Here is a 24,762-nt window from a genome sequence, read left to right as displayed (position 1 = left end):
CCCTTGGAAAGGAAACACCCATGAGAAGCATCCACCGCGGCGCCGCTTTCGGCCTCATCGCCGCATTCGCCCTGACCGCCTGCGGCAGCGGCGACGACAGCGACAGCAACCCGCTGACGGGCAGCAGCAGCGACAGCGACGGCAAGTCCATCGTCGTCGGCTCGGCGAACTTCCCCGAGAACCAGCTGCTCGCCGAGATCTACGCCGAGGCCCTGGAGGCCAAGGGCCTGAAGGTCACGCGCAAGTTCGACATCGGGGCCCGTGAGGTCTACTACGACCAGGTCGTCAAGGGCGGCATCGGAGTCTTCCCGGAGTACAACGGCGCACTGCTGGCGGTTGCCGTCGACCCGAAGAGCACCGCGACCAGCACCGAGGACATCAATGCCGAGCTGAAGGAGAAGCTCCCGTCGTCGGTGGAGATACTCGACTCCGCCGCGGCCGAGGACAAGGACTCGGTCACGGTCACGTCCGAGACCGCGGCCAAGTACAGCCTCAAGACCCTCGCCGACCTCAGGCCGATCGCGGGGGACATGACGATCGGGGCCGGCTCCGAGTTCAAGACCCGCACCCAGGGCCTGGTCGGACTGAAGACGATCTACGGCGTCGAGTTCGGGAAGTTCCAGCCGCTCGACGCGGGTGCCCAGAGCACCCTGCTGAAGCTGCTGAAGTCGAACGACGTGCAGGCCGCCAACCTCTACACCACCGATCCCGCCATCGTCGAGGACAAGCTGGTGGTCCTCGAGGACCCGAAGAACCTCTTCTCCTCGCAGAACGTCACGCCCCTGGTCTACAAGTCCGCGGTCGACGACACGGCCAAGGCGGCGCTCAACGGCGTCTCGGCCAAGCTCACCACCGAGGACCTGCTGGAGATGATGAAGAAGCTCGTCAACGACAAGGAGGACGCAGCCACCGTCGCCAAGGAGTGGCTGACGACGGCCGGTCTCGCGAGCTGAACGCGATGACTGATGGTGCCGGTACCGACCGGCAGGGTCGGACCGGCGCCTCCGTACAGATACACCAGCTCTTCGAGGGGCGCCGGCTCACCCCGACGCAGCGCCGCATCGCGCACTGTCTGGTCCGGCAGGCGGCGGCCGTGCCCTTCCTGTCGAGCGTGGAGCTGGCCCAACTGGCAGGCGTGAGCCAGCCGTCGGTGACCCGCTTCGCGGTCGCCCTCGGCTTCGACGGGTACCCGGCGCTCCGCAGACACCTGCGGGACGTCGCACCCGTCGGCACCGGGGCGGACGGGCGGTCGGACAACCCCTACCAGCAGGCGGTACGGGCCGAGATCGACAACCTGCGACAGCTGGCGTCCCTGCTCGCGGACCCCGGGCCCGTCGAACGCGCGGGCCGGACCCTCGCCGCGTCCCGGCCCCTGCCGGTGCTCGGGCTGCGAGCCTCCGCCGCGGCGGCCCGGGGCTTCGCCTACTTCGCCGCCAAGGTGCACCCCGATGTGCGTCTCCTCGACGAGGGCGGCTCGCTGCTCGCCGACCGGATCGACGCGGCCCGGCAGGCGGGCGCGAGCGCGCTCCTGTGCTTCGCGCTGCCGCGCCACCCCCGCGAGGTCCTCGGCGCGCTCGACCACGCGCGGGACACGGGACTGACGGTGGTGACGATCGCCGACGGCACGTTCGCCCCGGTGGCCGCCCACAGCGATCTGCTCCTTCCGGCCGCCGTGGGTACGGGCCTGGTGTTCGACACGGTGAGCGCGCCCCAGCTACTGGGGCAGGTCCTTCTGGAGGCGATGTGCGACGCTCTGCCGGACGCGCAGGCCCACCTGGAGGAGTTCGACGCGCGGGCCGCGGCGCGGGGGCTGTTCGTGGACTGAGAGCCTGTGGCGGCGAGTTCGACAGCCGTCAGTTCAACAGCAGTCCTGTCCAACAGCCTTCCTGGCAAGACCAATCGACAGCCCGACCATGATCGGTGTTCCACATGACCCACCAGAGCACGCGATGACCGTCGTCGACTTCTTCCCTCTCGGCGCCGCGACCACGCTCGCCGAACTCGCCCGGGACCCGCATCCGAGACTGGCGCTGCTGCGTGAGCGCGAGCCCGTGTCCTGGTTGCCCGCGCTGGACGGCTGGCTGGTGACGCGGCGCGACCTCGCGCTGAGCGTGATGAGGGACGCCGAGACCTTCACCGTCGACGACCCCCGCTTCTCCACCGCGCAGGTCGTCGGGCCGAGCATGCTCTCCCTCGACGGTGACCAACACGGCCGGCACCGCGAGCCGTTCACCGCCCCCTTCCGCCCCCGGGAGGTGCACGGCGGTTTCGCCCCGGGCATCGAGCGGGAGACCGACCGGCTCATCACCGCACTGCTGCCGGGGGGCGCCGGCGAACTGCGGCGCGCCTTCGCCGGCCCGCTCGCGGTCGCCGTCGTGACCGAGGCGCTCGGGCTGGTCGGCACCACCGCGGCCACCGTGCTCGCCTGGTACGACGCCATCGTGCAGTCGGTCTCGGACCTCACCGTCGGCCATGAGACGGGGCCCGCCGGAACCGCGGCATACGCGCAGCTGAAGTCCGCCGTGGAGGAAACCGTCGCCGACCGGGACGCCACCTCGCTGCTGGTCTCCGCCGCCGGGCGGCTTGAGCTGCCCGAGGTGGCGTCCAACGCCGCGGTGCTCATGTTCGGGGGCATCGAGACCACCGAGGCGATGATCACCAACGCGTTGCTGCACCTGCTGCGACACCCCGACCAACTCGCCCTCGTCCGGGACGACTTCGACCTGCTGGACGGCGCGATCGAGGAGTCACTTCGCCTCGAACCCGGGGCGGCGGTGGTGGACCGTTACGCGACCCGCGACACCACCCTCGGCCCGGCCGCGATCCGCCGGGGCGACCTGGTCACCGTGTCCCTGACCGGCGCCAACCGCGACCCGGACGTCTTCCCCGACCCCGATCGGTTCGACGTCCGCCGCGAGAACGCCCGACTCCAACTGGCCTTCGCCCACGGCCCGCACTACTGCCTCGCCGCGCACCTCGCCCGCCTGGAGACCCGCATCGCCCTCCAGCGACTGCTCGAACGCCTCCCCGCCCTGCGCCTCGACCCGGACCACCCCACCGACCCCCACGGCCTGGTCTTCCGCAAGCCCCCCACGCTGCATGTGCTGTGGGACGGTTAGGCCCCTTCGCTGGTGGCCTCGCCCAACTCGTCGGCCAGGCAGGCGAGATACAGGGCCATGGTCGTCCGGTGCTCGCGCAGGGGGCGGCCGGTGAGCTGCTCGATCTTGTTCATCCGGTAGACAACCGTGTTGCGGTGGATGTGCAGGGCCGCGGAGGCCCGGACGAGGTTGAACCCGCTCTCGCACCACGCGGTGATCGTGTCGCGCAGTACCGGCCAGTCCGGCTGGGCCCGCAGCTTCGCGGCGGTCAGTTCGATCAGGCGGTGGCGGGTGGGCTGGCTCACCGTCGCCAGGACCTGGTGGACGCGCAGATCGGCGATCAGATGGACGGGGGAGTCTCCAGCCACGCGGGCGCCGAGACGGAGCGCGTCGCGGGCGTCCTGGTAGGAGTCGTGCAGACCGCCGACAGAGACGGCCGGTTCGCCGATCCCGGCCCGCGCGACCAGCCCGTCCTGCGCGGCGATGACGTCGGTGATCCGCCGGCAGTCGGCGACCAGCGAAGCCACCTCGGCACGGGCCGGGAGCCGGCGCAGGACGCCGATCCAGCCGGGAGCCGTGGAGGCGACGATGTCCTGCGGATCGGCGAAGACCTCACGGACCGTGCGGAGCAGTTCCGAGCGGACCAGCGCCATGTCCCGGGTGCGGGCGCCCTGGCGTCGGGCGCCCGCGTCGGGGACGTTCACCTCGAAGGCCACCGCGACCCGCTGCAGCCGTAGGTCGAAACCGAGTTCGGCGGCCCGGAACACGAGGAAGTCGCCCTCCACGACCTGAGGGTCGTAGGAGGCGATGTCGGCGAGCAGTGTCTCCGCCGCACGCTCGGCGAGCAGCCGGGAGCGCAGCATCACCGACTCCCTGAGCAGGATCTCCGTCTGACGCTTCACCAGCAGCCCGAAGCGGCGTACCTGGGCGGGCGTCCCGGTGATGCAGACCGTCCCCACCGCCCGCCCGTCCGTGACGATCGGAAGGGTGATACCGGGGCGCACCCCGCGCAGTTGCTGGGCCTGCGACGCGCTGTGCGTCGCGGGCTCCTGGGTGCGGATCACCTCGACCGACGCCTCGTGGAAGCTGCCGACCCGGCTGCTCTCGCCGCTGCCGATGACCAGGCCGTCCGCATCGGTGATCAGCACGTTGAAACCGATGACGGCGGAGGTGTCTCCGGCGATCTCCTGCGCGAGTGACGGGCTCAGCACGAACACTCCTCCCGTCGGGGGAATGGGCCGACGACTGGACGCAACGTACAGCGGATCTCGCGAGATCAGCCTCAGATTCGTACGGAGTGAACGGTGACGCGCAATGGTTCAGTCCCTAACCTTTGACCCCATCCACCCATGGAAGGGCCACGCCCATGATGCGCATACGCCCAATCGCCTCCGTGCAGCCGTATGCCCCGTACACCAGCGTCCAGGGCGACAAGATCGTCGGACTGGACGGCGACATCCTCAACTACGTCGCCAAGAAACTGGGGTTGGAGATCAAGCCCCAGGTGACGGACTTCGCCGCGTCGTACGGCTCCACATCATGACCGGCGTGCCGGACAGCCCCGTGGTCGTGGTGGGAGGGGGCGTCGTGGGGCTGTGCACCGCCCACTACCTGGCCGCGGCCGGAGCGGCGGTGGTGGTCGTCGAGCGGGGCGGTCTGGGCTCGGGGGTCTCCCGGGGCAACGCGGGCTGGGTCTGTCTCAGCCACTCGACGCCCGTCCCTGCTCCGGGAGTTGTGCGCTATGCCCTGCGCTCGCTGGGGCGGCCGGACTCGCCGCTCTATCTACGACCGCTGCCGGATCCGGCGTTCGTGCGGTGGCTGTGGCGCTTCTGGCGCAGCAGCACACCGGCCGCGTTCCGGCGCGGCTACGCGGCGATCGCCGAGCTCAACCGCCCCACCTTCGACCTCTTCGACGGGCTGAGCGAGGCGGGGGTGACCACGACGCTGACCCGGCCCGGCATGGTGCACGCCTTCCTGTCACCGGCCGAGGCCCGTCACCACCTCGCGATCCAGCGGGAGATGGCGGACGGACGCTATCCGCTGCCCGACGACGTCACCACGGGTACCGAGGCGCATCTGTTGGACGACGTGCTGTCGCCCCGGGTGCGCGCGGCCTACCTCGTCGAGGGGGAGGGCGTGGTCGATCCCGAGGCCTTCGCCCGGGGCCTCGGCGAGGCACTCGCCGCGGCGGGGGTGAAGGTCCACGAGAACGCGGAGGTCACCGGTTTCCGGTCCACAGGGGGGCGGGTCAGCGCGCTCACCACCAGCCAGGGCGAGATTCCGTGCTCGGCCGTCGTCATCGCGGCCGGCATGCGCTCGCCCGCCCTCCTGCGCGCACTGGGACACCGGCTGCCGCTCCAGGCCGGCAAGGGCTACAGCTTCTCGGTCGACCTGGACCCGGCGCCCCGGCACACGCTGTACTTCGGCGAGCGCAGGGCCGTCGCCTCACCGATCGGCGCCACCACGCGGATCGGCGGCACCATGGAGCTGAGCGGGAACAACAACCGGCTCGACTGGCGCCGCATCGTCGCGGTGGCGCTGGCCAGCCGCCACTACCTCGGCGACTGGTTCGACGACCCGGACGACCTGGTGAGCCGGATCCGCGACCCCTGGGTCGGCGGGCGGCCCTTCCTCCCCGACGGACTGCCACTGATCGACCGACTCCCGGGGCACGACAACGCGTTCGCGGCCACGGGGCACGGCATGCTCGGCGTCACGCTGGGCCCCGCCACGGGTCAGCGCCTGGCCGCGTACGTCCTCACCGGTCAACGCCCCGACGCCCTCGCCCCGTTCGGCTTCGACCGACTCCGCCGCTGAAGCCTGATCAAAGCGCCGCCCGACTGCGATGCTGTGAATCCCAGAGTCCCAGAGTCCCGGCATCGCAGTCGCAGGAGGCATCCATGTCCGAGCCGTCCGTCCTCGCTTCGCTGGTCTCGGCGTTGCGAGGCGGGTCGATCGAAGTCGTCGACCTCACCTCGCCGTTGTCGTCGTCCACCCCGGTGATCCAGCTGCCGCCCGACTTCGGCCAGACCGCCGTTTTCGAGCTGGAGGAGATCAGCAGGTACGACGACCGGGGCCCGGCCTGGTACTGGAACAACTTCCGCAGCGGCGAACACACCGGCACCCACTTCGACGCACCGAACCACTGGGTCACCGGGAAGGACCTCGACGACGTCGCCTCGGTGCCGGCGCGGCAGCTGATCGCGCCGGCGGCCGTACTGGACTTCACCGCCGAGGCGCAGGCGGACCCGGACTTCCTCGTCGAGGTGGACCATGTGAAGGCCTGGGAGGCCGAGCACGGTCAACTCCCCGACGGCGGCTGGCTGTTGCTGCGCACCGGCTGGAGCGCACGCTCGCACACCCAGGAGGCGTTCCTCAACGCGGACGACAACGGCCCGCACACCCCAGGACTTTCGCCGGAGTGCGCCCGCTGGGTGGCACAGGAGTCGCCGGTGATCGGCCTCGGTGTCGAGACCGTCGGCACGGACGCCGGACGCGCGCACTCCTTCGACCCGGCCTTCCCGTGCCACTCCTATCTGATGGGCAGCGACAAGTACGGGCTGACCCAACTGCAGAACCTGGCCGCGCTCCCGCCGACCGGCGCCGTCGTCATCGCGGGACCGCTGCCCATCGTCACGGGGTCCGGGGCTCCCGCGCGGGTGCTCGCCCTGGTGGAGCACCGATGAAGGTCGCGGAAGCGGTCGGCAGGGCGCTGTCGGTCGCCGGTATCGACCACGTCTTCGGCGTGGTCGGCTCGGGCAACTTCCATCTCACCAACGCCATGGTCGCGGCGGGTTCACGGTTCGTCGCCGCACGCCACGAGGGCGGCGCGGCGACGATGGCCGACGCGTACGCCCGGACGAGTGGCACGGTGGCCGCGCTGAGCGTGCACCAGGGTCCCGGCCTGACGAACGCCGTCACCGGGATCGCCGAGGCGGCCAAGAGCCGCACCCCACTCCTGGTGCTGGCGGCCGAGGTCACCGAGCCGAAGTCCAACTTCCACATCGACCAGGACGCGTTGGCGCAGGCAGTGGGGGCCGTCACCGCGCGGATCACCTCCCCGGAGGACGCGGTCGAGGAGGCCTGCGCAGCGGTACGGCGTGCCCTGCACGAGCGGCGCACCGTGCTGCTCAACGTTCCGCTGCCGGTGCAGTCCCTGGACGTGCCCGACGGAGCCCTGACGCAGGCCGCCGTGCCACCGCAACGGGCAGCTGTCGAACCGGAGTTGGCCGACATGACGGCACTGGCACACCTGCTCGCCCAGGCCCGCCGACCGGTCTTCGTGGCCGGCCGGGGAGCACGCGGCCCCGGCTCCCGGGACGCCCTCGCGGCGCTCGCCGAACGCCATGGCGCGCTGCTCGCGACCTCGGCGGTGGCCCGCGGCCTGTTCCATGGCAACCCCTGGTCGCTCGACGTGTCCGGAGGCTTCGCGTCGCCCCTGGCAGCCGAGTTGATCCAGGGCGCGGACCTGATCGTGGGCTGGGGCTGCGCCCTGAACATGTGGACCATGCGGCATGGCCGGCTGATCGGCCCCGAGGCGAGAGTCGTACAGGTCGACGACGACGCGTCCGCGCTCGGCGCGCACCGCGAAGTCGACCTCGGCGTGACCGGAGACGTCGAACTCACCGCGAGGAGCCTGCTCGCGAGGGGCGGCGAGCGGCAACAGGGCTACCGGACCGCCGACATCGCCGAGTCCATCGCCGCACGCGTGCGCTGGCGGGATGTGCCGTACGAGGACAGGAGCGGCCGACAGCGCATCGACCCGCGGACATTGAGCATCGCCCTCGACGACATCCTCCCGGCCGAACGCGTCATCGGCGTGGACTCGGGGAACTTCATGGGCTACCCGAGCGCCTATCTGTCGGTGCCGGACCACCACGGCTTCTGCTTCACCCAGGCGTTCCAGTCGATCGGCCTGGGGCTCGCGACCACGATCGGCGCGGCGCTGGCGCGGCCGGACCGGCTGCCCGTGGCGGCACTCGGAGACGGCGGCGCGCTGATGAGCGCCGCGGACCTCGACACCGTACGCCGGCTCGGGCTGCCGATGGTGGTCGTCGTGTACAACGACGACGCCTACGGGGCGGAGGTGCACCACTTCGGGCCCGACGGACACCCGCTCGACACGGTCGAGTTCCCGCCGACGGACATCGCCGCAGTGGCGCGCGGCTACGGCTTCGAGGCCGTGACCGTCCGCACACCGGCCGACCTGAAAGCCGTACAGGACTGGGTTGTCGGGCCCCGTTCCGCGCCTCTGCTCGTCGACGCCAAGGTGGTCAACGATCGTGGGGCGTGGTGGCTTGAGGAGGCGTTCCGGGGGCACTGAGGTCGGGCCCCGTCGGGATCTGCTGCTCGAACCAGACGACCTTGCCCGTGCTCAGCCTCGTCGCCCCCCAGCGCCGGGCGAGCTGGTTCACGAGGAACAGGCCGCGGCCGCCCTCGTCGCCCGGTTCGGCGTGCTGCATCCTCGGGACCTGGGGTGAGTCGTCGGTGACCTCGCAGCGCAGGACGTCGGTGCGCAGCAGCCGCAGCGAGATGGGTTTGGAGGCGTAGCGCACGGCGTTGGTCACGACCTCGCTGACCATGAGCTCCGTCGCGTCGAGGAGGGAGTCCAGGCCCCATCGGCGGAGGGTCCTGCGGGCGAGGCGGCGGGCCTGTCCCGCGGTCAGCGGCTGGGGGGCCAGGTGCCAGTAGCCGACGCTGTCCGGCGGGAAGCCCTCGAACCGGGCCATGAGCAGCGCGATGTCGTCGTCCCTGGCGCCCCGGCCCAGGGTGCCCAGGATGTGATCGCACTGAAGTTCGAGAGAGGCGGCGGCGGGCCCGCGGCCGGTGGTCTGGAAGCGGGCGCACAGTGCCTCGACGCCCGTGTCGATGTCTGTCTCCCGGGACTCGACGAGGCCGTCGGTATACAGCAGCAGCGTTCCTCCGGTGGGCGCGGGCAGCTCCACGGACTCGAAGGCGACACCGCCGACCCCGATGGGCGCGCCCGGCGGGACGCGCAGCACCTCCGCCCGGCCGTTCGGGCGCAGGAGCACGGCGGGCGGGTGGCCGGCGTTCGCCATGAGGAGCCGGTGCGATATCGGGTCGTAGATCGCGTAGAGGCAGGTCGCGATGTGGTCGCTGCCCAGCCGCTGGGCCTGCTCGTCGAGGTGGTGCAGGACCTCGTCCGGGGGCAGGTCGAGCCCGGCGAGGGTCTGCACGATGGTGCGCAGCTGGCCCATGATCGCGGCGGACGTCATGGAGTGGCCCATCACGTCGCCGACGACGAGCGCGACCCGGTTGCCGGGCAGCGGGATCGCGTCGTACCAGTCGCCCCCGACCTGGGCGGTCCTGGATGCGGGCAGATAGCGGCTGGCCAGCCGGACGCCGGTGGGCTCGGGCAGCGACGACGGGAGCATGGTGTGCTGGAGCGTGTCCGCCACGGCGGCCTCGTGCCCGTACATCACGGCCTTCTGGACGCCGAGCGCGGTGTGCGTCGCGAGCTGTGAGGCGACGAGCAGATCGTCGGAGGTGAAGGCGGGGCGGCCTGGCCGGCGCAGGAGTACGACGGCGCCCATGACGTGCCGGCGCCCGTGCAGCGGGGCGACGATCAGCCGCCGGCCCGGCGGAAGCGCGTGCGGGCGGATCACGCCGGGCCCGAGCAGCTCGGCCACTGCGGCCGCGATCCCCGGCGCGTCACCGAACGCGGGCCGGCCGGCAAGCAGCAGCTCCCCGAGCCGGCCGCCGGCGGACACCTGGACGAGCTGGGCCACGGTCGAGTACGGGTGCTCGGCGTCCGGAGCCGCGGGCGCCGGGTCGATGCTGTGCAGTTGGAGGACGACCGAGGCGGTCTCCTTCTCGTCTCCGACCGGCAACGGATCGTGCAGGTGGATGACGATCACATCCGCGAACGCGGGTACCGCCGACCGGCGCAGTTCCCGGAGGGTCTCGTCCAGGTCCATCCCGCGGGCGATCCGCCGGGTCGCCTCGTCGAGATACCGAAGCCGGTCCGTCTGCGGCAGGGCACGGTCCGTCACCGCGTCCCAGGAGTCGTCGGGCGGGGGCGCCTGCACGGCGGGGGCGGGCCGCCCGGTGCCGATCCGGGCCCCGGCGGGGCCTGTCTGGGAGGTGTCGTGCTCCGTCACGAGATTCGTCCCGTCCGGTGGGCCGGTCTCAGTCCCGCCGCCGGCAGCAGAGGAAGACCTGTTCCTCCGGTGGGACGTCGGTGACCTCCGGGGCATAGGTGTACGAGTTCTCCTCGGCGATCTCGAAGCCCGCGGCCTCGACGACCTTGTGGAGGTCCTCCCGCAGATAGCCGGAGACCCGGATCGTGTGCCCGAGGAACGGGATCGAGAAGTCGTCCACATCGGCCTCCACCATGGACAGGACGAAGAGGCCACCGGGGACCAGCAGTTGACGGATCGTCCGCAGCGCGAGCGGGATCTCCACGCGCGGCAGCATCAACAGGGAGAAGAAGGCGGTGACGGCGCCGAAGCGCCCGAGGTCGCGCGGACCGCCGGGCCGCAGGTCGGCGATGTCCAGCTGGTGGAACGTCGCACCCGGGACGTACTCCCGCGCGAGTGTCACCATCGTGCCGGACAGGTCGATGCCCACGACCTCGAATCCGGCGTCCGCCAACTGGCGCGCGGTCGGCACCCCGGTGCCGCAGCCGAGGTCGAGCACACGGGATCCCGCCCGCAGGGATCCCTTCAGCCACTCGCCGGCCGCGACCTGGCCCTCCTTGTGCGGGAAGGCCTCGTCGTACTGGTCGCCGATGGCGTCAAAGGCCGCGGCCTGACCTCTGCGGTCGATCCGTATGCTCTCGTAGTCGGACTCTGCGTCGCCATTGATCACAGAAGTCACCTTTCATGAGACATGTTGAAGTATTTCACAATCGGGCGAACGGTGACTGTGAGTGAAATGTGCGGGCTAGAGGTCGAGCTCCAGCACGCCGGAGACGGAGCGGCTCACGCAGATCATCATTGTGGTGGCGGCAGCACGGTCGGACGAGTCGATCACGGTGTCGCGGTGCTCCGGCAACCCCGCCACGACAGCTGTCTCGCAGCTGCCGCAGTAACCCTCCTCGCACGAGTACGGCACATCCGGCAGCTTCTCCCGGACGACGTCCAGCACGGAGCGGTCCGCCGGGACTGTCAGCCGAAGTCCGGAACGGCACAGTACAACATCGAACTCCCCTTTCGCTCCCACCACTTGAGCATCCGTGTCGCCCGCGGCGAAGCGCTCCGTGTACGTCGTCCGCACCGGGTCCGCCGCGCGGCACAGGGACGTCACCGCGTCGAGCATCGGCGCAGGTCCGCAGGCGTACACCGCGTGACCGGGCGGCGCGGCGGCGATCTCGGCGGCCAGGTCCGGCAGACCCGCCTCGTCCTGCGGCACGAGCAGCACGCGGTCCCCGCCCAGTTCCACGAGGTCGTCCGCGTACGCCAGGCGGGACCGGTCGCGGGCGCCCAGGACCAGCCGCCAGGGCAGGCCGCGCGCGGTGAGCTCGCGGGCCATCGGGAGCAGCGGGGTGACGCCGATGCCGCCGGCCAGCAGCAGATAGCCCTCCGCAGGGAGCAACGGGAACCGGTTGACCGGGCCTGACACCTCCAGCTCCCGTCCCACCAGCGCGGTGTCGTGGATCTCCCGCGAGCCGCCGCGCCCCTCGGGCACCCGGTGCACGGCGACCGTCCACGCACCCGTGTCCGCGGGATCCCCGCACAGGGAGTACGCGCGTCGCAGCCCGGACGGCAGGGTGAGTTCGACATGCGCCCCGGGCTCCCACGGGGGCAGCGCGCCGCCGCCGGGCCGGGTCAGCCGCAGTTCCACCACGTCGCGGGCGACCCACCGGGCCTGCCGGACCAGCAGACGTCCCATGGACGGTGCGGCGCCAGAAGACTCAGAAGACACGGAAGTACTCCCGTTGTTCCCAGTCGGTGACCTCCTGCTCGAAGCGGGCGATCTCCGCGCGCTTGATACCGGCGTAGTAGGACACGAAGTCCTTGCCGAGCCGGGCCGCCAGACCCTCGTCCGCCTCCAGCGCGGTCAGCGCCTCGCCGAGCGAGCGCGGCAGCGGCTCGGCGTGAGTGGCGTACGGCTCGTCCGCCGCCGGACCAGGATCGAAACCGCCCGCCACGCCGTCCAGCCCGGCGGCGAGTTGAGAGGCGAGATAGAGATAGGGATTGGCCGCCGGCTCGCCGATCCGGTTCTCCAGCCGCGTCGATGACGGACCGTCACCCAGGACCCGCACCATCGCCCCTCGGTTGTCACGGCCCCACACCGCACGGTCGGGGGCCAGCGACAGCGACCGAAATCGCTTGAAACCGTTGAGAGTCGGCGTGGAGAACGCGCTGGTGGCCCGGGCGTGCCGCAGCAGCCCGCCGAGGAAGGCGGTCCCGTACGGCGACAGGGGCGGCCGCCCGGACGCGGCACCATCCTGGGCCTCCGCACCCTCCGCACCCTCCGGGCTCTTCGGGGCGAAGATGCCGACGCCGTCCCGCAGCACGCTCTGGTGCAGATGCCAGCCGCTGGAGAACACCCCGGGCAGATGGGGGCGGCACATGAAGGTGGCGTGGTGGCCGTGGCGGGCGGCGACCTGCTTGACGGCGCCGCGCAGCAGCACCATCGCGTCGGCCGTGCCGAGCCCGTCGGCGGGCTGGAGGGTCAACTCCACCTGGCTCGGCCCGAATTCGACCTCCAGACTGCGCAACGGCAGACCCAGCCCCTCGATGTTCGCGCGCAGGACGTCGAGGATCGGGTCCAGCTCGTCGTACCGCAGCTCGCTGAGGTACTGGTAGCCGTGGTTGAGCATGCCGACCTCGGGAGCGGCACCCGGCTGGCCCAGATCACCGGGGCCCAGGCGCGGATCGGCGAGCCGGAAAAGGTGGAACTCCACCTCCAGACCCGTGCGGTAGGTCAGCCCGCCCGCCTGCTCCAGCACCGAGCGCAGCAGCCCGCGCGTGCACAACGGCACCGGCGCGCCCGTGGTGAAGCGCAGATCGCACAGCAGCCAGCCCGTGCCCGGCGACCAGGGCAGCATCCGGAACGTCAGCGGGTCCGGGACCATCACCATGTCGGCGGCGCCCCGCAGTTCGGGCAGCCCGAGCGGCGTCTCCTTGGTGAAGAGGGGGAACACGGTCCGCCCCGAGGTGTCCTTGGCGAGCAACGACGAGGCGATGCCGGTGCCCTCGCGCAGCACGTTGGGCAGTTCCCCCACGGTGACGGTCTTGCCGCGCAACAGCCCGTGCTGGTCGGCGAAGACCAGCCGTACGACCTTCATGCCGCCGCTGTCGGCGCGCTCGCGTATCTCCTGGGCCGCGGCGGCCTGTTCGGGGTTCCACAGGCCGTGGCGCTCGATGAATCCCACGCCGCTCAGCCGTCCGTTCCGACCGGCTGCGCCCAACTGCTGTCGGCGCGCTGCTTGGCGGTGGCGGCAGCCCAGTGCTCCTGCCAGCCTTCGGTGGGTCCGATGCCGTCGAGTGCGACCGGCCCCTGGATCCGCGCGGCCTCCTCGGACGGCAGCACCAGCGGCGGGTTCTCACCGCGCTCGACGGCGGAGACGGCCTCGCCGAGCATCCGTCGGTACATCACGATCGCCTTGTCGGATCGGCCCAGATGCTCGCGCGTGCGGTCCTGGACCGCGCCCTGGCCCTCCACCGCCCACTGGTCGTGCACGTTGATGTCGGTGCCGAGACCGGTGTACGTCGTCGTCCGCTGTTCCTCGGGGTCGTAGCCGTAGTTGTTCGCACGGCCGAAGCGCGGCCGGTAGTCGGGCAGGGTGACCGCCCCGACCCGCTGCCGGCGCATCTCCGCGCCGTCCACCGGGCCGCCGACGCTGGTGAACAGGGCGTACCAGTAAGAGGAGTTGTCGTCGATCGGCACGTGCCACTGGGTGATGGACGTCTCCGCGTCGAGCGGGATGTGGAAGGCGTGCGGGAACACCTGGTGCGTAACACGGACATGGGTGCGGCTGCCGTCCATCGTGCGGCCCTGGGTGTCGGTGCCGTCCAGGGTGCGCAGGGCGGTGATGCGGATGCCGTACGGGGTGCGCACGGCGTCGATCTCGGGGCGCCCGTACTCGCGCAGGATCTTCGTCATCGGCAGGTCCGTGCCCCGGGAGGCGGCCCGGAACTGCTTGCCGTAGCTGTCCTCGGGGTCCTCGTCCTGGAAGAAGCGGTGGAGGTAGGAGGCGTGGGCGGGGTCGATGCCGACCTCCAGGGCCTGGAGCCAGTTGCACTCAAGGAGGCCCTTCCACGCGAAGGCGTGGTCGCCGGGTGCCCGGAAGCAGTCCAGGGCGGGGAGTTCGGGCGGTTCGCCGGGGCCGAGGTAGCCCCAGATGATCCCGTTGATCTCGCGGACCGGGTAACTACCCAGGCGTACACGGGACTTGAGGGGGCTGCCGACCGGCTCGGCGGGCGTGTCCAGGCAGGCGCCGTCGCGGCCGAACAGCCAGCCGTGGAAGCAGCAGCGCAGGCCGCCGTCCTCCAGTCGGCCGAGCGCCAGGTCGGCGCCACGGTGCGGACATCCGCGGTCGACCAGGCCGAGTTCGCCGCGGTCGTCCCGGAACAGGACGAGGTCCTGACCCATCACCCTGGGCGCCACCAGGGGCCGTACGCCGTCGAGTTCCTCGCTCAGGGCGATGGGCTGCCAGTAACGGCGCATCCAGTTCCCTGCCGGGGTGCCCGGGCCGGTTCGGGTGAGCCGTTGGTTCTCTTCCTCGCGCATCAGATGCCTTTCCGACGTGTCGCCGTGAGGGGGAGTGGGGTCAGCCGCAGCAGTGGTCCGGCGTCGCGGACGACGGCTGCTTCGGCGTGTGGCAGGAGGCCGGCGCGGGCACGTCCAAGGCCGGGTTGCGGTCGAAGAAGCCGTCCGGCTCCAGCCGTAGCCGTGCCTTGGCCACCGGCATCACCGGCCACTCCTCGGGGCGCGGGAAGTGGTGGGAGCCGATCGTGGCCCACAGCACCAGGTCGGTGCCGTCCAACGAGCGGTTCTCCTCCTGCCACTTGTGCACGCCGTCGGCGCCCGGCTCGGCCTGGTTGGGGTACTCGCCGGCGACGAACCGCCGGTCCGGGTCGTAGGCCGTCGCCCACAACTGCCGCCCCACGAACGGGGCTCGGCGGGCGCACACGCTGTCCTCGCGCACCGGCAGGACCGCCGTGTTCTCCAAGTGCACGCGGTACGCGGTCGGTTCGCCCATCCGGTTGCGGGCCTCGGTGCTCTCCACCCGCCAGTGCAGGGCGCGGGAGGGGTCCGTGCTCCGGCCGCCCTCCGCCTCGCTGAGGATCGGACGCAGCACGGTCCGGGCGGCGTTGCCGTACGGGTTCAGCTCCGGGTCCGCCTCGGGCTCCGCCGTGACCTCGACCAGACGGTTGCCGGTGCCGTCCACCGCCATGTCCAGGCGTACGGCGAAGAAGTGCTGATGGTTGGTGACCGCGACGTTCGGGGCGACTCGGCGCGCGTAAGGGGTCTCCTCGTCCTCCGTCACGCCGGTCGCGGAGAGGATGCCGGTCATCTTGATCTCCAGCATCACCGAACCGTCCTGGTACAGCGACCAGTAGAAGCCGTAGTCGTAGTTGGCGACCGTGGCGAACGCCGAGATGATCAGACGGCGGGAGCGGCGGACCTCGGTGCGGCCGGTGCGGCCGTCGTGGTGCTTCCAGAGGATGCCGTCGTCCTCCTCGTGCACACAGACGGCGTTGGGGATGAGGCGGGGGACGCCGTCGCCGCCGAGCACCGCCGCGTCGAAGTACTGGATGACGCCCAGGCAATCGCAGCCCAGGGCAAGGGAGTTGGTGAGCGGGCCCGCTCCGTACTCGCCCCAGTCGAAGAAGTTCTTGCGGTACTGGGTGGAGGCGGTGTCGAAGTAGGGCACGTACATCTCGTTGACCGCCGCACGCCGGATCACCTGCCGCGGTCCCTTCCCGGCCGCGTCGAAGGTCAGGTCGTGCAGCACCAGGCCTTCGCGGTGACTGAAGCCGACCCGCACCGACCAGCCCTGCCAGTCGAGCCGTTGACCGGTGACGGTGAAGCTGGGGCCGTCGGGCTGGACAACCTCCAGTGGCTTCAGGCCTGTTCGCTCCGGCACGACGCCCGCGCCGAACGTCCCGGACTCCTCCGACAACGGGACGACCCCGTGGTCCTCGATGTGCAGGACCTCCATCGACTCCATGTCGATGATCGGCACCACGCCCTGCACCGGGCGCGCATAACCGTTGTCGTCCTCGGAGACGCGGTGCCAGACGCTGCCCCAGGTCAGCCGACGCCCCGGGTACTCGGGCGGTTCGAAGCCGCCGATCGACTCCGGGTCCACCATGACCAGCGACACGTCGTGGATGCCGCGCAGGGCGAGGGCTTCTCTGAAACGGGGGTCGGCTCGGCACGTGGCGGCGGCCTGACGGGCCTCCTCGGAGGAGCAGCCCGGGCTGCGTACGTCCAACTCCCGCCAGGCGGTGCTCTGTGGCTTGTCGCCGAGTTCGAGGGCGACCTCGTAGGCGAGGTGCGCGGAGGGGCAGATCACGACTGCGCGGGCCCGCCTCGGCTCACCCGGGACGGCACGGCGGGCGTGGTCCTCGTCGAGGGCCACGCCCCAGAAGCGCGCGTCCTCGGTGACCCGGGTGTCCGCCTTCAACACCGTGACGGCGGCGGCCAGTTCGGACACGGACAGCGGGTCCAGCGGGTGTGGAGCGTCGGCCGCCGGTACGGGTTCGGGGGCGAGGGTGCTCATACGTGGGTTCCTTCCGGTGCGGGGTCCGCCGGGGCGCCGTACAGCACGGTGCCGCCGTCGGCGCGTGGATCGGCGGCACCGTCAAGGCGGCCGTCGGCGGACAGTCGTACGGCCTGCGTGTGGCCGGCCAGATCGGTGCGGCCCGGCGCGACGACGACCGGGAGCTCCGACGGGAGCGCGGACGCGGTGGCGGGGATCGCCCCGGGCTCGGCCAGCAGGGTCTGTGTCTCGTGGCCGATGTCGCGGGCGCCGACCACCCAGCGCGGGCGGTCCAGCACGGTGGTCGGATCGGCGGCGGGGTCCATCAGGGCGGGCACGGTCTGGGCGAGGATCTGCGGCTGGGCCCGGCCGCCCTGGCAGCCGGCGGCCAGCAGCAGGTCGGCGGAGCGGCCGAGCACCGGGCACAGCGTGTGCGGGGGCCGCAGGCCGGGGCCGATGAGCGCCGGGTGGCCGGGCTCCAGGCTGAACGCCGAGCCGCGGTTGTGCAGCACGATGCCGGTGCCCGGGTCGCAGATGCCGGAGCCGAAGGTCTGGTAGACGCTCTGGATCAGGGAGATCGCGAGGCCGGAGGAGTCGACGGCCGTGATGGCCACGGTGTCGCCGGCCGGGCGGGAGGGTGGCTTCGGCGGCTGCGCGCCCGCGAGCGGCGCGGGCCGCAGCAGCCCGTCGAGGTCCGGCTGCGAGCCGCGCGGATCGCCGAGCAGGCGGTCGCGGGCTGCGGAGGCGTCTTGGCAGAGGGCAACCAAGCGTTCCGCTGGATAGGTGGCTTGTTCACTGCGGGCCGGTGGGGGCTGGTCGCGCAGTTCCCCGCGCCCCTTTCGGGGCGCTTCAGCGCACGGGACTTCACCGTCCAGTACCGCCAGCAGCGTCGCGCCCTGGCTCGGCGGGGGAACCGCCCACCAGCGGGTGTCGGCCGTGTCCAGTACCAACGGCTCGACGGTCTCCGCCCGGTGGCCGGCCAGGTCGGTCGCGGTCAGCGGGCTGCCTGCCCGGCGCAGGCCGTCGGCGAGGGCCTTGGCCACCGCTCCCCGGTAGAAGGACCACGGATCGTCGGCCAAATCCCGTAGTACGGCGGCCAGTTGCGGCTGGGGAAGCGGGGCGCCCTCGGTGAGCGGGGCCCCGTCGGGGCCGGTGAGCAGGGCGGTGAGTCCGGGGTCCGTGGCGATCTGAGTGGCCCGCTCGTCTATCGCCCGTGCCAGGCCCGGCGACACGGTGGCGCCGTCCTCCGCCAGCTCGGAGGCGTCCCGCAATGCGGAGGCGAGGGCGCCCGGAGTGCCGTACGACTCGGCGAGTGCCGCCCAGCCGGCCACCACGCCGGGCACGGTCACCGTCTGTGGCCCCTGCGCGGGCATCCGCCGGTCCGCGGCGCGCAGGGCCTCGACGTCCACGTCCTGTGCGGCGGCCCCGGCGGACACGATCGCGCGCACGGTCCCGCCGGGGGAGTGGACGAGGGCGATCAAGTCGCCGCCCAGGGAGCACTGGTGGGGGTAGACGACGGTGAGGGCGGCGGCCGCGGCCAGCGCGGCGTCCACCGCGTTGCCGCCGCGCTCCGCCGCTCGGCGGGCGGCAGTCAGCGCCGCGGGGTGTGGTGCGGCGAGGATCAGCCGGGCGTCGCCGCTCACGCGTCGTCCCGTGGCAGCAGCACCGTCCGCGACGGGGCGGCCTCGGCGCCCTGCAACGGCAAGGGGAGCGAGAGCATGTCGTAGACGCCCGCCGGGGTGTGCAGCAGATCGACCACTTCGAGGATCAACACCTCGGCGGCACACAGCAGTTGGTGGGTCTCCCAGTGGGTGGTGTAGGCGACGGCCTCGATGCTGAGGTAGTCGATGCCGGCGGTACGCACTCCGGCCTCGATGAGGCGTTCCGCGCCGTCCGGGGCCAGGCCGACCCATTCCCTGGCCTTCCACGGGCTGCGCAGCACGCCCTCGGAGTTACTGGTGCGCAGCAGCACCCGTTCCTCGTCGCCGAGGCCGGCCGCGTCCAGGTCGGCGGCGGTGATCTGCTCCTTCACATGGGTCAGGTCGAGGACCCTCGCGACGCCGTTGAGCGCGGACAGATCTAGCTGGTCAACAGTCTTTCCGCCGTCGATGAAGTGCGCGGGCGCGTCGATGTGGGTGCCGGTGTGGGCGCCGATCCGCCAGCGGCTCACGTTGGACGGGTCACCGGCGGTGCGGGACTCCACGATCTCCATCTCGGGACGGCGGCCCCAGTGCAGCATTCCGGGGTGGATGGGGACGGACACGTCGATGGCCTTGGCGAAATCCAGGTTCATGTTCATGCGGTCCTCCTATTGGATGCGGATATCATGGAAGTGGATCCAATAATCGATGGCTGTGGATGCCCTCGGGTGCGTGGGAAACTTCTCCACCACCGCGCACTCTCCGACCGACCCCGAGAAGGGCTTGACCGACTCCGATGACGCCCCAGACAGACGAGGGCCCCCTCGTCGACGACATCGCGGCCCGCATCCGCGCGCGGATCATGAACGGTGAACTGGCGATCGGCAAACCGCTCCGCCAGGCGGCACTGGCCGCCGAGTTCGGGGTCAGCCGCACTCCCGTGCGCGAGGCGCTGCGTCAGCTGCAGAACGGCGGCCTGATCGAGATGCAGCCCCACCGCGGCGCGGTGGTCCGGGTGCCCGCGCCCTGGGAGGTGCGCCAGGCGTACGAGGTGCGCGCCGAGCTGGAGGGCCTGGCCGCCCGGCGTGCCGCCACCCGCATCACCGAGCGCCAGCTCGCCGAACTGCGCGAGCACAACGCCGTCCTGCGCGAGGCCGCGGAGCGTGAGGCCGGTGGCAGCCCCGCCACCACCGCCGCCAACGACTGCTTCCACACCGTCGTCTGCGTGGCGGCCGACAATCCCTGGCTGCGCCGGATGATCGACCGCATCAACGAGAGCTTCCCGCGCAACGTCTCCTCGCTCGCCCTCGCCGGCGACGAACGCCACCGGCAGGAGAACATCCGCCAGCACGAGGCGATCGTCGAAGCCCTGACCGCCCGCGACCCCGACCGTGCCGACGACGCGATGCGCGACCACGTCATCAGCTCGGGCGAGCATCTGACGGCCTGGTACGAGCGCCGCTCCCAGACCGTGTTCCATGGCTGAGACGGCTGAGGCGACCGTGGGGCCCTTCATCGGGCCCCGCCCGTCAACAGCCGTGCGGGGGAGAGGAAATCAAGGTCCGGTCGGGCGGTCCCGCACACCAGATCGGCCAGCGCCTCCCCGATGGCGGGACCGAACTTGAACCCGTGCCCCGAGCAGGCCGACGCCACCAACACCTGGGGCACGCCCGGTACTTCGCCGACGAGGAAACGACGGTCCGCCGTCATCGTGTAGAGGCACGTCAGGCTCTCGGTCACGGGTCCGGCTCCGGGCAGCACCTGCGCCACCGCCTCGGCGAGCAGGGCGAGTTCGTCCGCGGTCGCCGGGGGACGGGGGGCGTCCGGGTCCCAGGCCGGTCCGCTGTCCAGCCCCGCCTTGAGGCCGCGGCCGTCGGCGGCCGGGAACCCGTACAGCAGGCCCTGCGGCAGATCCACCGAGAAGCTGCCCAGACCGGACCGGCCCAGCGGGCCCTCGGGGTCGGCCGCGAAGTAGGCGTTCACGATCCGAGTGACCGTCAGATGCGGTGCCAGCGAAGGAACTTGGGCTGCTGTCCAAGGACCCGTACACAGCACCAGTCGGCGCGTGCGCAGTTCGCCGCCCTTGGTGCGTACGACGACCTGGTCGCCGTCCGGCTCCCAGCCGAGGACCGGCGTACGGTCCAGCATCGCCGCGCCCGACCGCTCGGCCAGCGTGAGTTGGGCCCGTAGCGTCTCCGGTGCGTCGATGATTCCGGCCGCCGGGTCGTGCACCGCGCCGAAGCCGGCGGGCAGTCGCAGCCCCGGGAAGATCCGCGCTGCCTCGTCAGGGCCGACCTGCCGGCAGCCGGGGCCGCGCAGCGGATCGGGCCGGTCGACCGGAGCCGCGTACAACCCCCCGGTGATGTCGAGGAGTTGGGTCTTCGCGGCCTCCTCCAGCTCGGCCCAGGCCCGGTATGCGGTGTCCACCAGACCGTCCCAGTCGGGGTGCGGATAGGCGCGCCGGATCATCCGGGTCGCCCCGTGCGAGGAACCGAGCTCGTGGCCCGACGCGTACTGCTCCAGGCCCAGCACGTCGAGTCCGCGTGCGGCCAGCCGGTGCAGGGCGGCGCTGCCGTGGACGCCGAGACCGACGACGATCGCGTCACGACACCGGGGCGCCGCACGGGGTGCGGGGGCGGCCGCGACATGAGGCGCCCGCACCTCCGCATCAGGCCTCTGCCCGGCCCGTACGTCTCGCCGCTCGGCCCGTGCGTGCGCCCCATGCAGCCGTACGATCTCCCGCACCGCCTCCACCAGGGCGTCCAGGTCGGACTGGTCGTTGTAGACGTGCACCGAGGCCCGGACCACCTTGGTCAGCCCCCGGGGGTCCATGTCCCAGCGCCCGTGCCCGGCCGGTACCGCGATCAGGTGGACCCGGCGCTCGGCCAGTTCGCGCTGTACGTCGGAGGCGTCCAGTCCGTCGACCACGAAGGTGACGATGGCGCCGCCGGCGGCCGGTGGGTCGGTGATGTGCACGCCTGGCAGTTCCGCGAGCCGCTCCCGCAGACCCGTGGCGAGCCTCGCCAGGTACCCGGCGACGACGTCGACGCCCAGCGAGTCGAGGTCAGCCAGCGCGGCACCCAGGCCGAGACGCAGGGCGTGCGCGGCCTCCCACAGCTCGAACCGCTTGGCGTCGGGGACCAGTTCCCAGCTCCGCTCGGCAGTCCAGCGGGCACCCCGCACGTCGGGGGCCTCGGGGGCGAGCTTCTCCAGGAGTGGGCGGCGGACCGCGAGCAGGCCGGTGCCGCGCGGGGCGCGCAGGAATTTGCGGCCGGTCCCGATGAGGAGATCGCAACCGATGGCCCCCATGTCGACGGGCAGTTGCCCGAGCGACTGCGTGGCATCCAGCAGAAAGGGGACGCCGTGCGCCCTCGCCAACGCACCGATGCCGGCGGCGGGTTCGACCAGGCCCGAGGAGGTCGGCACATGGGCCGCGGTGACCAGTGCGGCGGGACCCGCGCGCAGCGCCGCCTCCAGTGCCGCCAACTCCACCGCGCCGTCAGGGCCGTTGGGCAGCAGCTCGACCCGGACGCCGAGGTCACGCTCGGCCGCCAGCAGGTGCAGGGCGCAGCTGACGTAGCTGGAGCGGGCGGCGAGGACCCGGTCGCCGGGTCGCAACCGCAGTGCCGACACCGCGCGTTGCCAGCCCGCCGTCGCGCTCTCGACAAGGGCGACCTCCTCCGGGCCGACGCCGAGAAGGCGGGCGGTACGCGCGTAGACGGCGTCCAGGGCGGGGGCGGCGTGTTTGGCGGCCTCGTATCCGCCGGACAGGCTCTCGGCGCGCAGGTGGTCGATGACCGCCTCGACGGTGCCGTTGGCGAGGAGGGCCGCGCCGGCCGCGTTGAAGTGGTGGCCGGTGGCGGAGCCCGGGGTCCGGGCGCGCTCGGTAGGGACATCCAGCGTGCGGGCGGCCGGGGACGAGGACGCGGTGGTTGTCCCGGTCGTCACGGGGGCGCTCACAGGGCGATCGTGATGCTCTTGAGCTCGGTGAACCCGTCGACGGCGGCGTCGCCGAGGTCCCTGCCGAGGCCGGACTGCTTCATCCCGCCGAAGGCCACGGCGGGATCGAACTCGTTGTACGTGTTGACCCACACGGTGCCCGCCTCCAGCGCGGCGGCGATGCGGTGGGCGCGCCCGAGACTGCCGGTCCACACGCCCGCGGCGAGCCCGTAGTCGCTGTCGTTGGCCAGCGCGATCGCCTCCTCCTCGGTGTCGAAGGGCATGACCGCGGCGACCGGCCCGAAGATCTCCTCCCGGGCGATCCGCATGTCGGGTGTGACGCCCGTGAACACGGTCGGCCGCACGAACCAGCCCGCCCCGGGCACCGGTTCGCCGCCCACGGCCACCTCAGCACCCTCCGCACGGCCCAGCTCGACATAGCCGGTGACACGGTCGTACTGCTCCTGCGACACCAGAGGACCGATGTTGATCCCGCCCGACAGACCCGGACCGATCCGCAGGGCCTCCACCGCGGGCACCAGCAGGTCGAGGAACTCCTTCACGACCGTCCGCTCGACCAGGAGCCGGCTCCCGGCGGTGCACATCTGCCCGGAGTGTCCGAACACCGCACGCACGGCGGCCGGTACGGCGGCCTCCAGGTCGGCGTCGGCGAACACGATGTTGGGCGACTTGCCGCCCAGTTCGAGGGTGAGCCGCTTCACCGTCGGCGCGGCGGCGGCCATGATCAGCCGCCCCACCTCCGTGGACCCGGTGAAGGACACCTTGGCGACATCCGGGTGGGCGACCAGCTCCGCCCCCGTACGGCCATCACCCGTCAGCACGTTGACGACCCCCTCGGGGACGCCCGCCTCCAGGCAGAGCGCGGCCAGCCGCAGCGCGGTGAGCGGGGTCTGCTCGGCCGGCTTGACCACGACCGTGCAGCCCGCGGCCAGAGCTGGGGCGATCTTCCAGGCGGCGATCATGAAGGGGAAGTTCCACGGCAGTACGGCCGCGACCACGCCGACCGGTTCGCGCACGCTGTAGACGTGCCGGTCGGGCCCGGCCGCGTGCACGGTGCCGGTCAGTCGGGCCGGGGCGCCGGCGAAGTGCCGGATGGCCTGGAGGCCGAGGTCCACGTCACCGCGGGCGCGCTCGATGGCCTTGCCGTTGTCCAGGGTGTCCAGGACCGCCAGCTGCTCGGCGTCCCGCTCCACCAGGTCGGCGAGGCGCAGCAGCACGTCACGGCGCTGCCGGGGAGGCAGCCCGCGCCAGCGCCGGTCGCGGTGCGCGGCGGACGCGGCGGCGACTGCCGCAGCCACCTCTTCGGGGCCCGCCTGCGCGATGGTGGTGAGCTGCTCGCGGGTGGCGGGGTCGAGCACCGGGATCCACTGCGGCGAGGTCCCCGTGGTCCAGTCGCCGCCGATGAGCATGGGCTCGCAGTCCGGCAGTGGGGGGAGGGTGATGCTGGGGTCCAAGGTGTGCTCCTTCGGGGCAAGGGGTCACGCAGGGGGCACGTCCGGGTCAGGTACGGCTCAAGTGCGGATCACGTACGGCTCATGTACCTCCGCCGGGCCGGTGGGCCGGATCGGGCCACGGCTCGCGGACCGCAGCGGACACGGCCCGGGCGGTGGTCAGGACGCAGCGGTCGAACTCCGCGGCCCCGTGCTTGGCATCGGCGTCGGTCACGTCCCGGCCCCACACGCCGGTCTCGCTGACCTGGTCCATGCGGTAGTCCCAGAAGGAGTCGACGTCGACATGGGAGGTCGCCCGGTCCATCCGCACCAGCTCCGGAGCCAGGTGCAACATGACCGACGTCTCGAAGAAGTTGGCGTGCATCAGCGCCCGGCCGTAGGTGACATGTCCGTCGACCTCGGGGCCGGGGTACATCGTCACGTACCCCAACGCCCGCACCCGCGCGTCCCGGTGACGAACCCTCAGCTTCTCGGCCGAGACGTCGAGGGCCCCGTTGTTCCAGATGTGCCCGTTCAACAGGACGAACTGCCGCACCCCGGAGGCGTACAGCGAGTCGATGACGTCCTCGACGACGGCGATCAAGGTCTCGGGGCGCAGCGCCACCGTCCCGGCGAAGTCACCGTGGGACGCGGACACCCCGAAGCTCAGGGTCGGCAGGACAGGGACCCCCGTCAGGGCGGACACCCCGAGGGCGACGGCCTCGCAGATCCGGGTGTCCACCGCGAGGGGCAGATGCGGGCCGTGCTGCTCGGTGGCGCCCACGGGGATGATGACGGCGTCCTGTGCTGCGGCGGTGGTCCCGGCTTCCGGCCAGGTCAGCTCCTCCCAAAGCACGGGGGCGCCGGTGCCGCCGAGTTGGCCGGCAAGGTCGGGGACGTCCAGTTCCGTGGGGACGGTGCGTCCGGACGGCCCGGTGATGATGGCGGACATATCT

20 protein-coding genes are annotated in these 24,762 nt (G+C 71.9%); 8 read left to right on the top strand and 12 right to left on the bottom strand.

Annotated elements, in window-relative coordinates; all coding sequences use genetic code 11:
- Positions 1-20 precede the first annotated feature (20 nt).
- The 3 genes from AC5DRG_RS06650 (at position 21) to AC5DRG_RS06640 (ending at position 3,119) form a co-directional block, all read left to right on the top strand.
- A complete protein-coding gene (locus tag AC5DRG_RS06650; RefSeq protein ID WP_491808796.1) occupies positions 21-953 on the top strand; it encodes an ABC transporter substrate-binding protein in 933 nt (310 codons plus the stop codon).
- Positions 954-958: 5 nt separating this feature from the next.
- Complete coding sequence (locus AC5DRG_RS06645; protein WP_491808794.1) at positions 959-1,825, top strand: MurR/RpiR family transcriptional regulator; 867 nt, start codon at positions 959-961, stop codon at positions 1,823-1,825.
- Positions 1,826-1,949: 124 nt separating this feature from the next.
- Positions 1,950-3,119: a cytochrome P450 gene (locus tag AC5DRG_RS06640; RefSeq protein WP_491808793.1), complete on the top strand. Its 1,170-nt coding sequence runs from the start codon at positions 1,950-1,952 to the stop codon at positions 3,117-3,119.
- Here the strand turns inward: AC5DRG_RS06640 and AC5DRG_RS06635 are convergent.
- Complete coding sequence (locus tag AC5DRG_RS06635) at positions 3,116-4,309, bottom strand: CdaR family transcriptional regulator (RefSeq protein WP_491808791.1); 1,194 nt, start codon at positions 4,307-4,309, stop codon at positions 3,116-3,118. The two genes, AC5DRG_RS06640 and AC5DRG_RS06635, sit on opposite strands and share 4 nt — an antisense overlap.
- Before the next feature lie 158 nt (positions 4,310-4,467).
- On the opposite strand from AC5DRG_RS06635, the gene AC5DRG_RS06630 reads away from it, so the two are divergent.
- From AC5DRG_RS06630 to AC5DRG_RS06615, 4 genes are all read left to right on the top strand, one after another.
- Positions 4,468-4,641: a transporter substrate-binding domain-containing protein gene (locus AC5DRG_RS06630; protein WP_491808789.1), complete on the top strand. Its 174-nt coding sequence runs from the start codon at positions 4,468-4,470 to the stop codon at positions 4,639-4,641.
- Complete coding sequence (locus AC5DRG_RS06625) at positions 4,638-5,915, top strand: NAD(P)/FAD-dependent oxidoreductase (protein WP_491808788.1); 1,278 nt, start codon at positions 4,638-4,640, stop codon at positions 5,913-5,915. The genes AC5DRG_RS06630 and AC5DRG_RS06625 overlap by 4 nt, the downstream gene beginning before the upstream one ends.
- An 83-nt stretch (positions 5,916-5,998) precedes the next feature.
- Positions 5,999-6,784 carry a cyclase family protein gene (locus AC5DRG_RS06620; protein WP_491808787.1) on the top strand — a complete coding sequence of 262 codons (786 nt, stop codon included), beginning with the start codon at positions 5,999-6,001 and terminating at the stop codon, positions 6,782-6,784.
- Entirely contained in the window at positions 6,781-8,421 is a 1,641-nt protein-coding gene (locus tag AC5DRG_RS06615; protein WP_491808785.1) for a thiamine pyrophosphate-binding protein, read from the top strand. The genes AC5DRG_RS06620 and AC5DRG_RS06615 overlap by 4 nt, the downstream gene beginning before the upstream one ends.
- On the opposite strand, the gene AC5DRG_RS06610 is transcribed toward AC5DRG_RS06615, so the two are convergent.
- The 8 genes from AC5DRG_RS06610 to AC5DRG_RS06575 form a co-directional block, all read right to left on the bottom strand.
- Entirely contained in the window at positions 8,372-10,315 is a 1,944-nt protein-coding gene (locus AC5DRG_RS06610) for a SpoIIE family protein phosphatase (protein WP_491808784.1), read from the bottom strand. The genes AC5DRG_RS06615 and AC5DRG_RS06610 overlap by 50 nt on opposite strands.
- A complete protein-coding gene (locus AC5DRG_RS06605; protein WP_491808783.1) occupies positions 10,248-10,928 on the bottom strand; it encodes a class I SAM-dependent DNA methyltransferase in 681 nt (226 codons plus the stop codon). The genes AC5DRG_RS06610 and AC5DRG_RS06605 overlap by 68 nt, the downstream gene beginning before the upstream one ends.
- 75 nt (positions 10,929-11,003) lie before the next feature.
- Positions 11,004-11,951 carry a PDR/VanB family oxidoreductase gene (locus AC5DRG_RS06600; protein WP_491808782.1) on the bottom strand — a complete coding sequence of 316 codons (948 nt, stop codon included), beginning with the start codon at positions 11,949-11,951 and terminating at the stop codon, positions 11,004-11,006.
- A 22-nt stretch (positions 11,952-11,973) separates the two neighbouring features.
- A complete protein-coding gene (locus tag AC5DRG_RS06595; protein ID WP_491808781.1) occupies positions 11,974-13,440 on the bottom strand; it encodes a glutamine synthetase family protein in 1,467 nt (488 codons plus the stop codon).
- A 5-nt stretch (positions 13,441-13,445) separates the two neighbouring features.
- Complete coding sequence (locus AC5DRG_RS06590; RefSeq protein ID WP_491808779.1) at positions 13,446-14,798, bottom strand: Rieske 2Fe-2S domain-containing protein; 1,353 nt, start codon at positions 14,796-14,798, stop codon at positions 13,446-13,448.
- 40 nt (positions 14,799-14,838) lie between these two features.
- Positions 14,839-16,797 (bottom strand): primary-amine oxidase, encoded by a 1,959-nt coding sequence (locus AC5DRG_RS06585; protein WP_491808778.1) that lies wholly within the window; start codon positions 16,795-16,797, stop codon positions 14,839-14,841.
- On the bottom strand, positions 16,794-18,419 hold the full coding sequence (locus tag AC5DRG_RS06580) for a gamma-glutamyltransferase (protein WP_491808777.1): 1,626 nt from the start codon (positions 18,417-18,419) through the stop codon (positions 16,794-16,796). Before AC5DRG_RS06580 ends, AC5DRG_RS06585 begins: the two co-directional genes overlap by 4 nt.
- A complete protein-coding gene (locus tag AC5DRG_RS06575; protein WP_491808775.1) occupies positions 18,416-19,075 on the bottom strand; it encodes a cyclase family protein in 660 nt (219 codons plus the stop codon). The genes AC5DRG_RS06580 and AC5DRG_RS06575 overlap by 4 nt, the downstream gene beginning before the upstream one ends.
- 137 nt (positions 19,076-19,212) lie before the next feature.
- Here AC5DRG_RS06575 and AC5DRG_RS06570 point away from each other — a divergent pair, with 137 nt between their 5' ends.
- The gene (locus AC5DRG_RS06570; protein ID WP_491808773.1) at positions 19,213-19,902 is read left to right on the top strand and encodes a GntR family transcriptional regulator; all 690 of its coding nucleotides are present in this window, start codon (positions 19,213-19,215) and stop codon (positions 19,900-19,902) included.
- 26 nt (positions 19,903-19,928) lie between these two features.
- Here the strand turns inward: AC5DRG_RS06570 and solA are convergent, their stop codons facing one another.
- From solA to AC5DRG_RS06555, 3 genes are all read right to left on the bottom strand, one after another.
- Positions 19,929-22,376, bottom strand: coding sequence for an N-methyl-L-tryptophan oxidase (gene solA, locus AC5DRG_RS06565; protein ID WP_491808772.1), 2,448 nt, complete (start codon positions 22,374-22,376; stop codon positions 19,929-19,931).
- The gene (locus tag AC5DRG_RS06560) at positions 22,373-23,830 is read right to left on the bottom strand and encodes an aldehyde dehydrogenase family protein (protein WP_491808771.1); all 1,458 of its coding nucleotides are present in this window, start codon (positions 23,828-23,830) and stop codon (positions 22,373-22,375) included. Before AC5DRG_RS06560 ends, solA begins: the two co-directional genes overlap by 4 nt.
- Positions 23,831-23,909: 79 nt before the next feature.
- Complete coding sequence (locus tag AC5DRG_RS06555; RefSeq protein ID WP_491808769.1) at positions 23,910-24,758, bottom strand: creatininase family protein; 849 nt, start codon at positions 24,756-24,758, stop codon at positions 23,910-23,912.
- Between the last annotated feature and the right edge of the window lie 4 nt (positions 24,759-24,762).

The sequence above is a fragment of the Streptomyces sp. JLBG701 genome, assembly GCF_058544905.1.
This window is presented reverse-complemented; position numbering and strand designations above follow the sequence as displayed.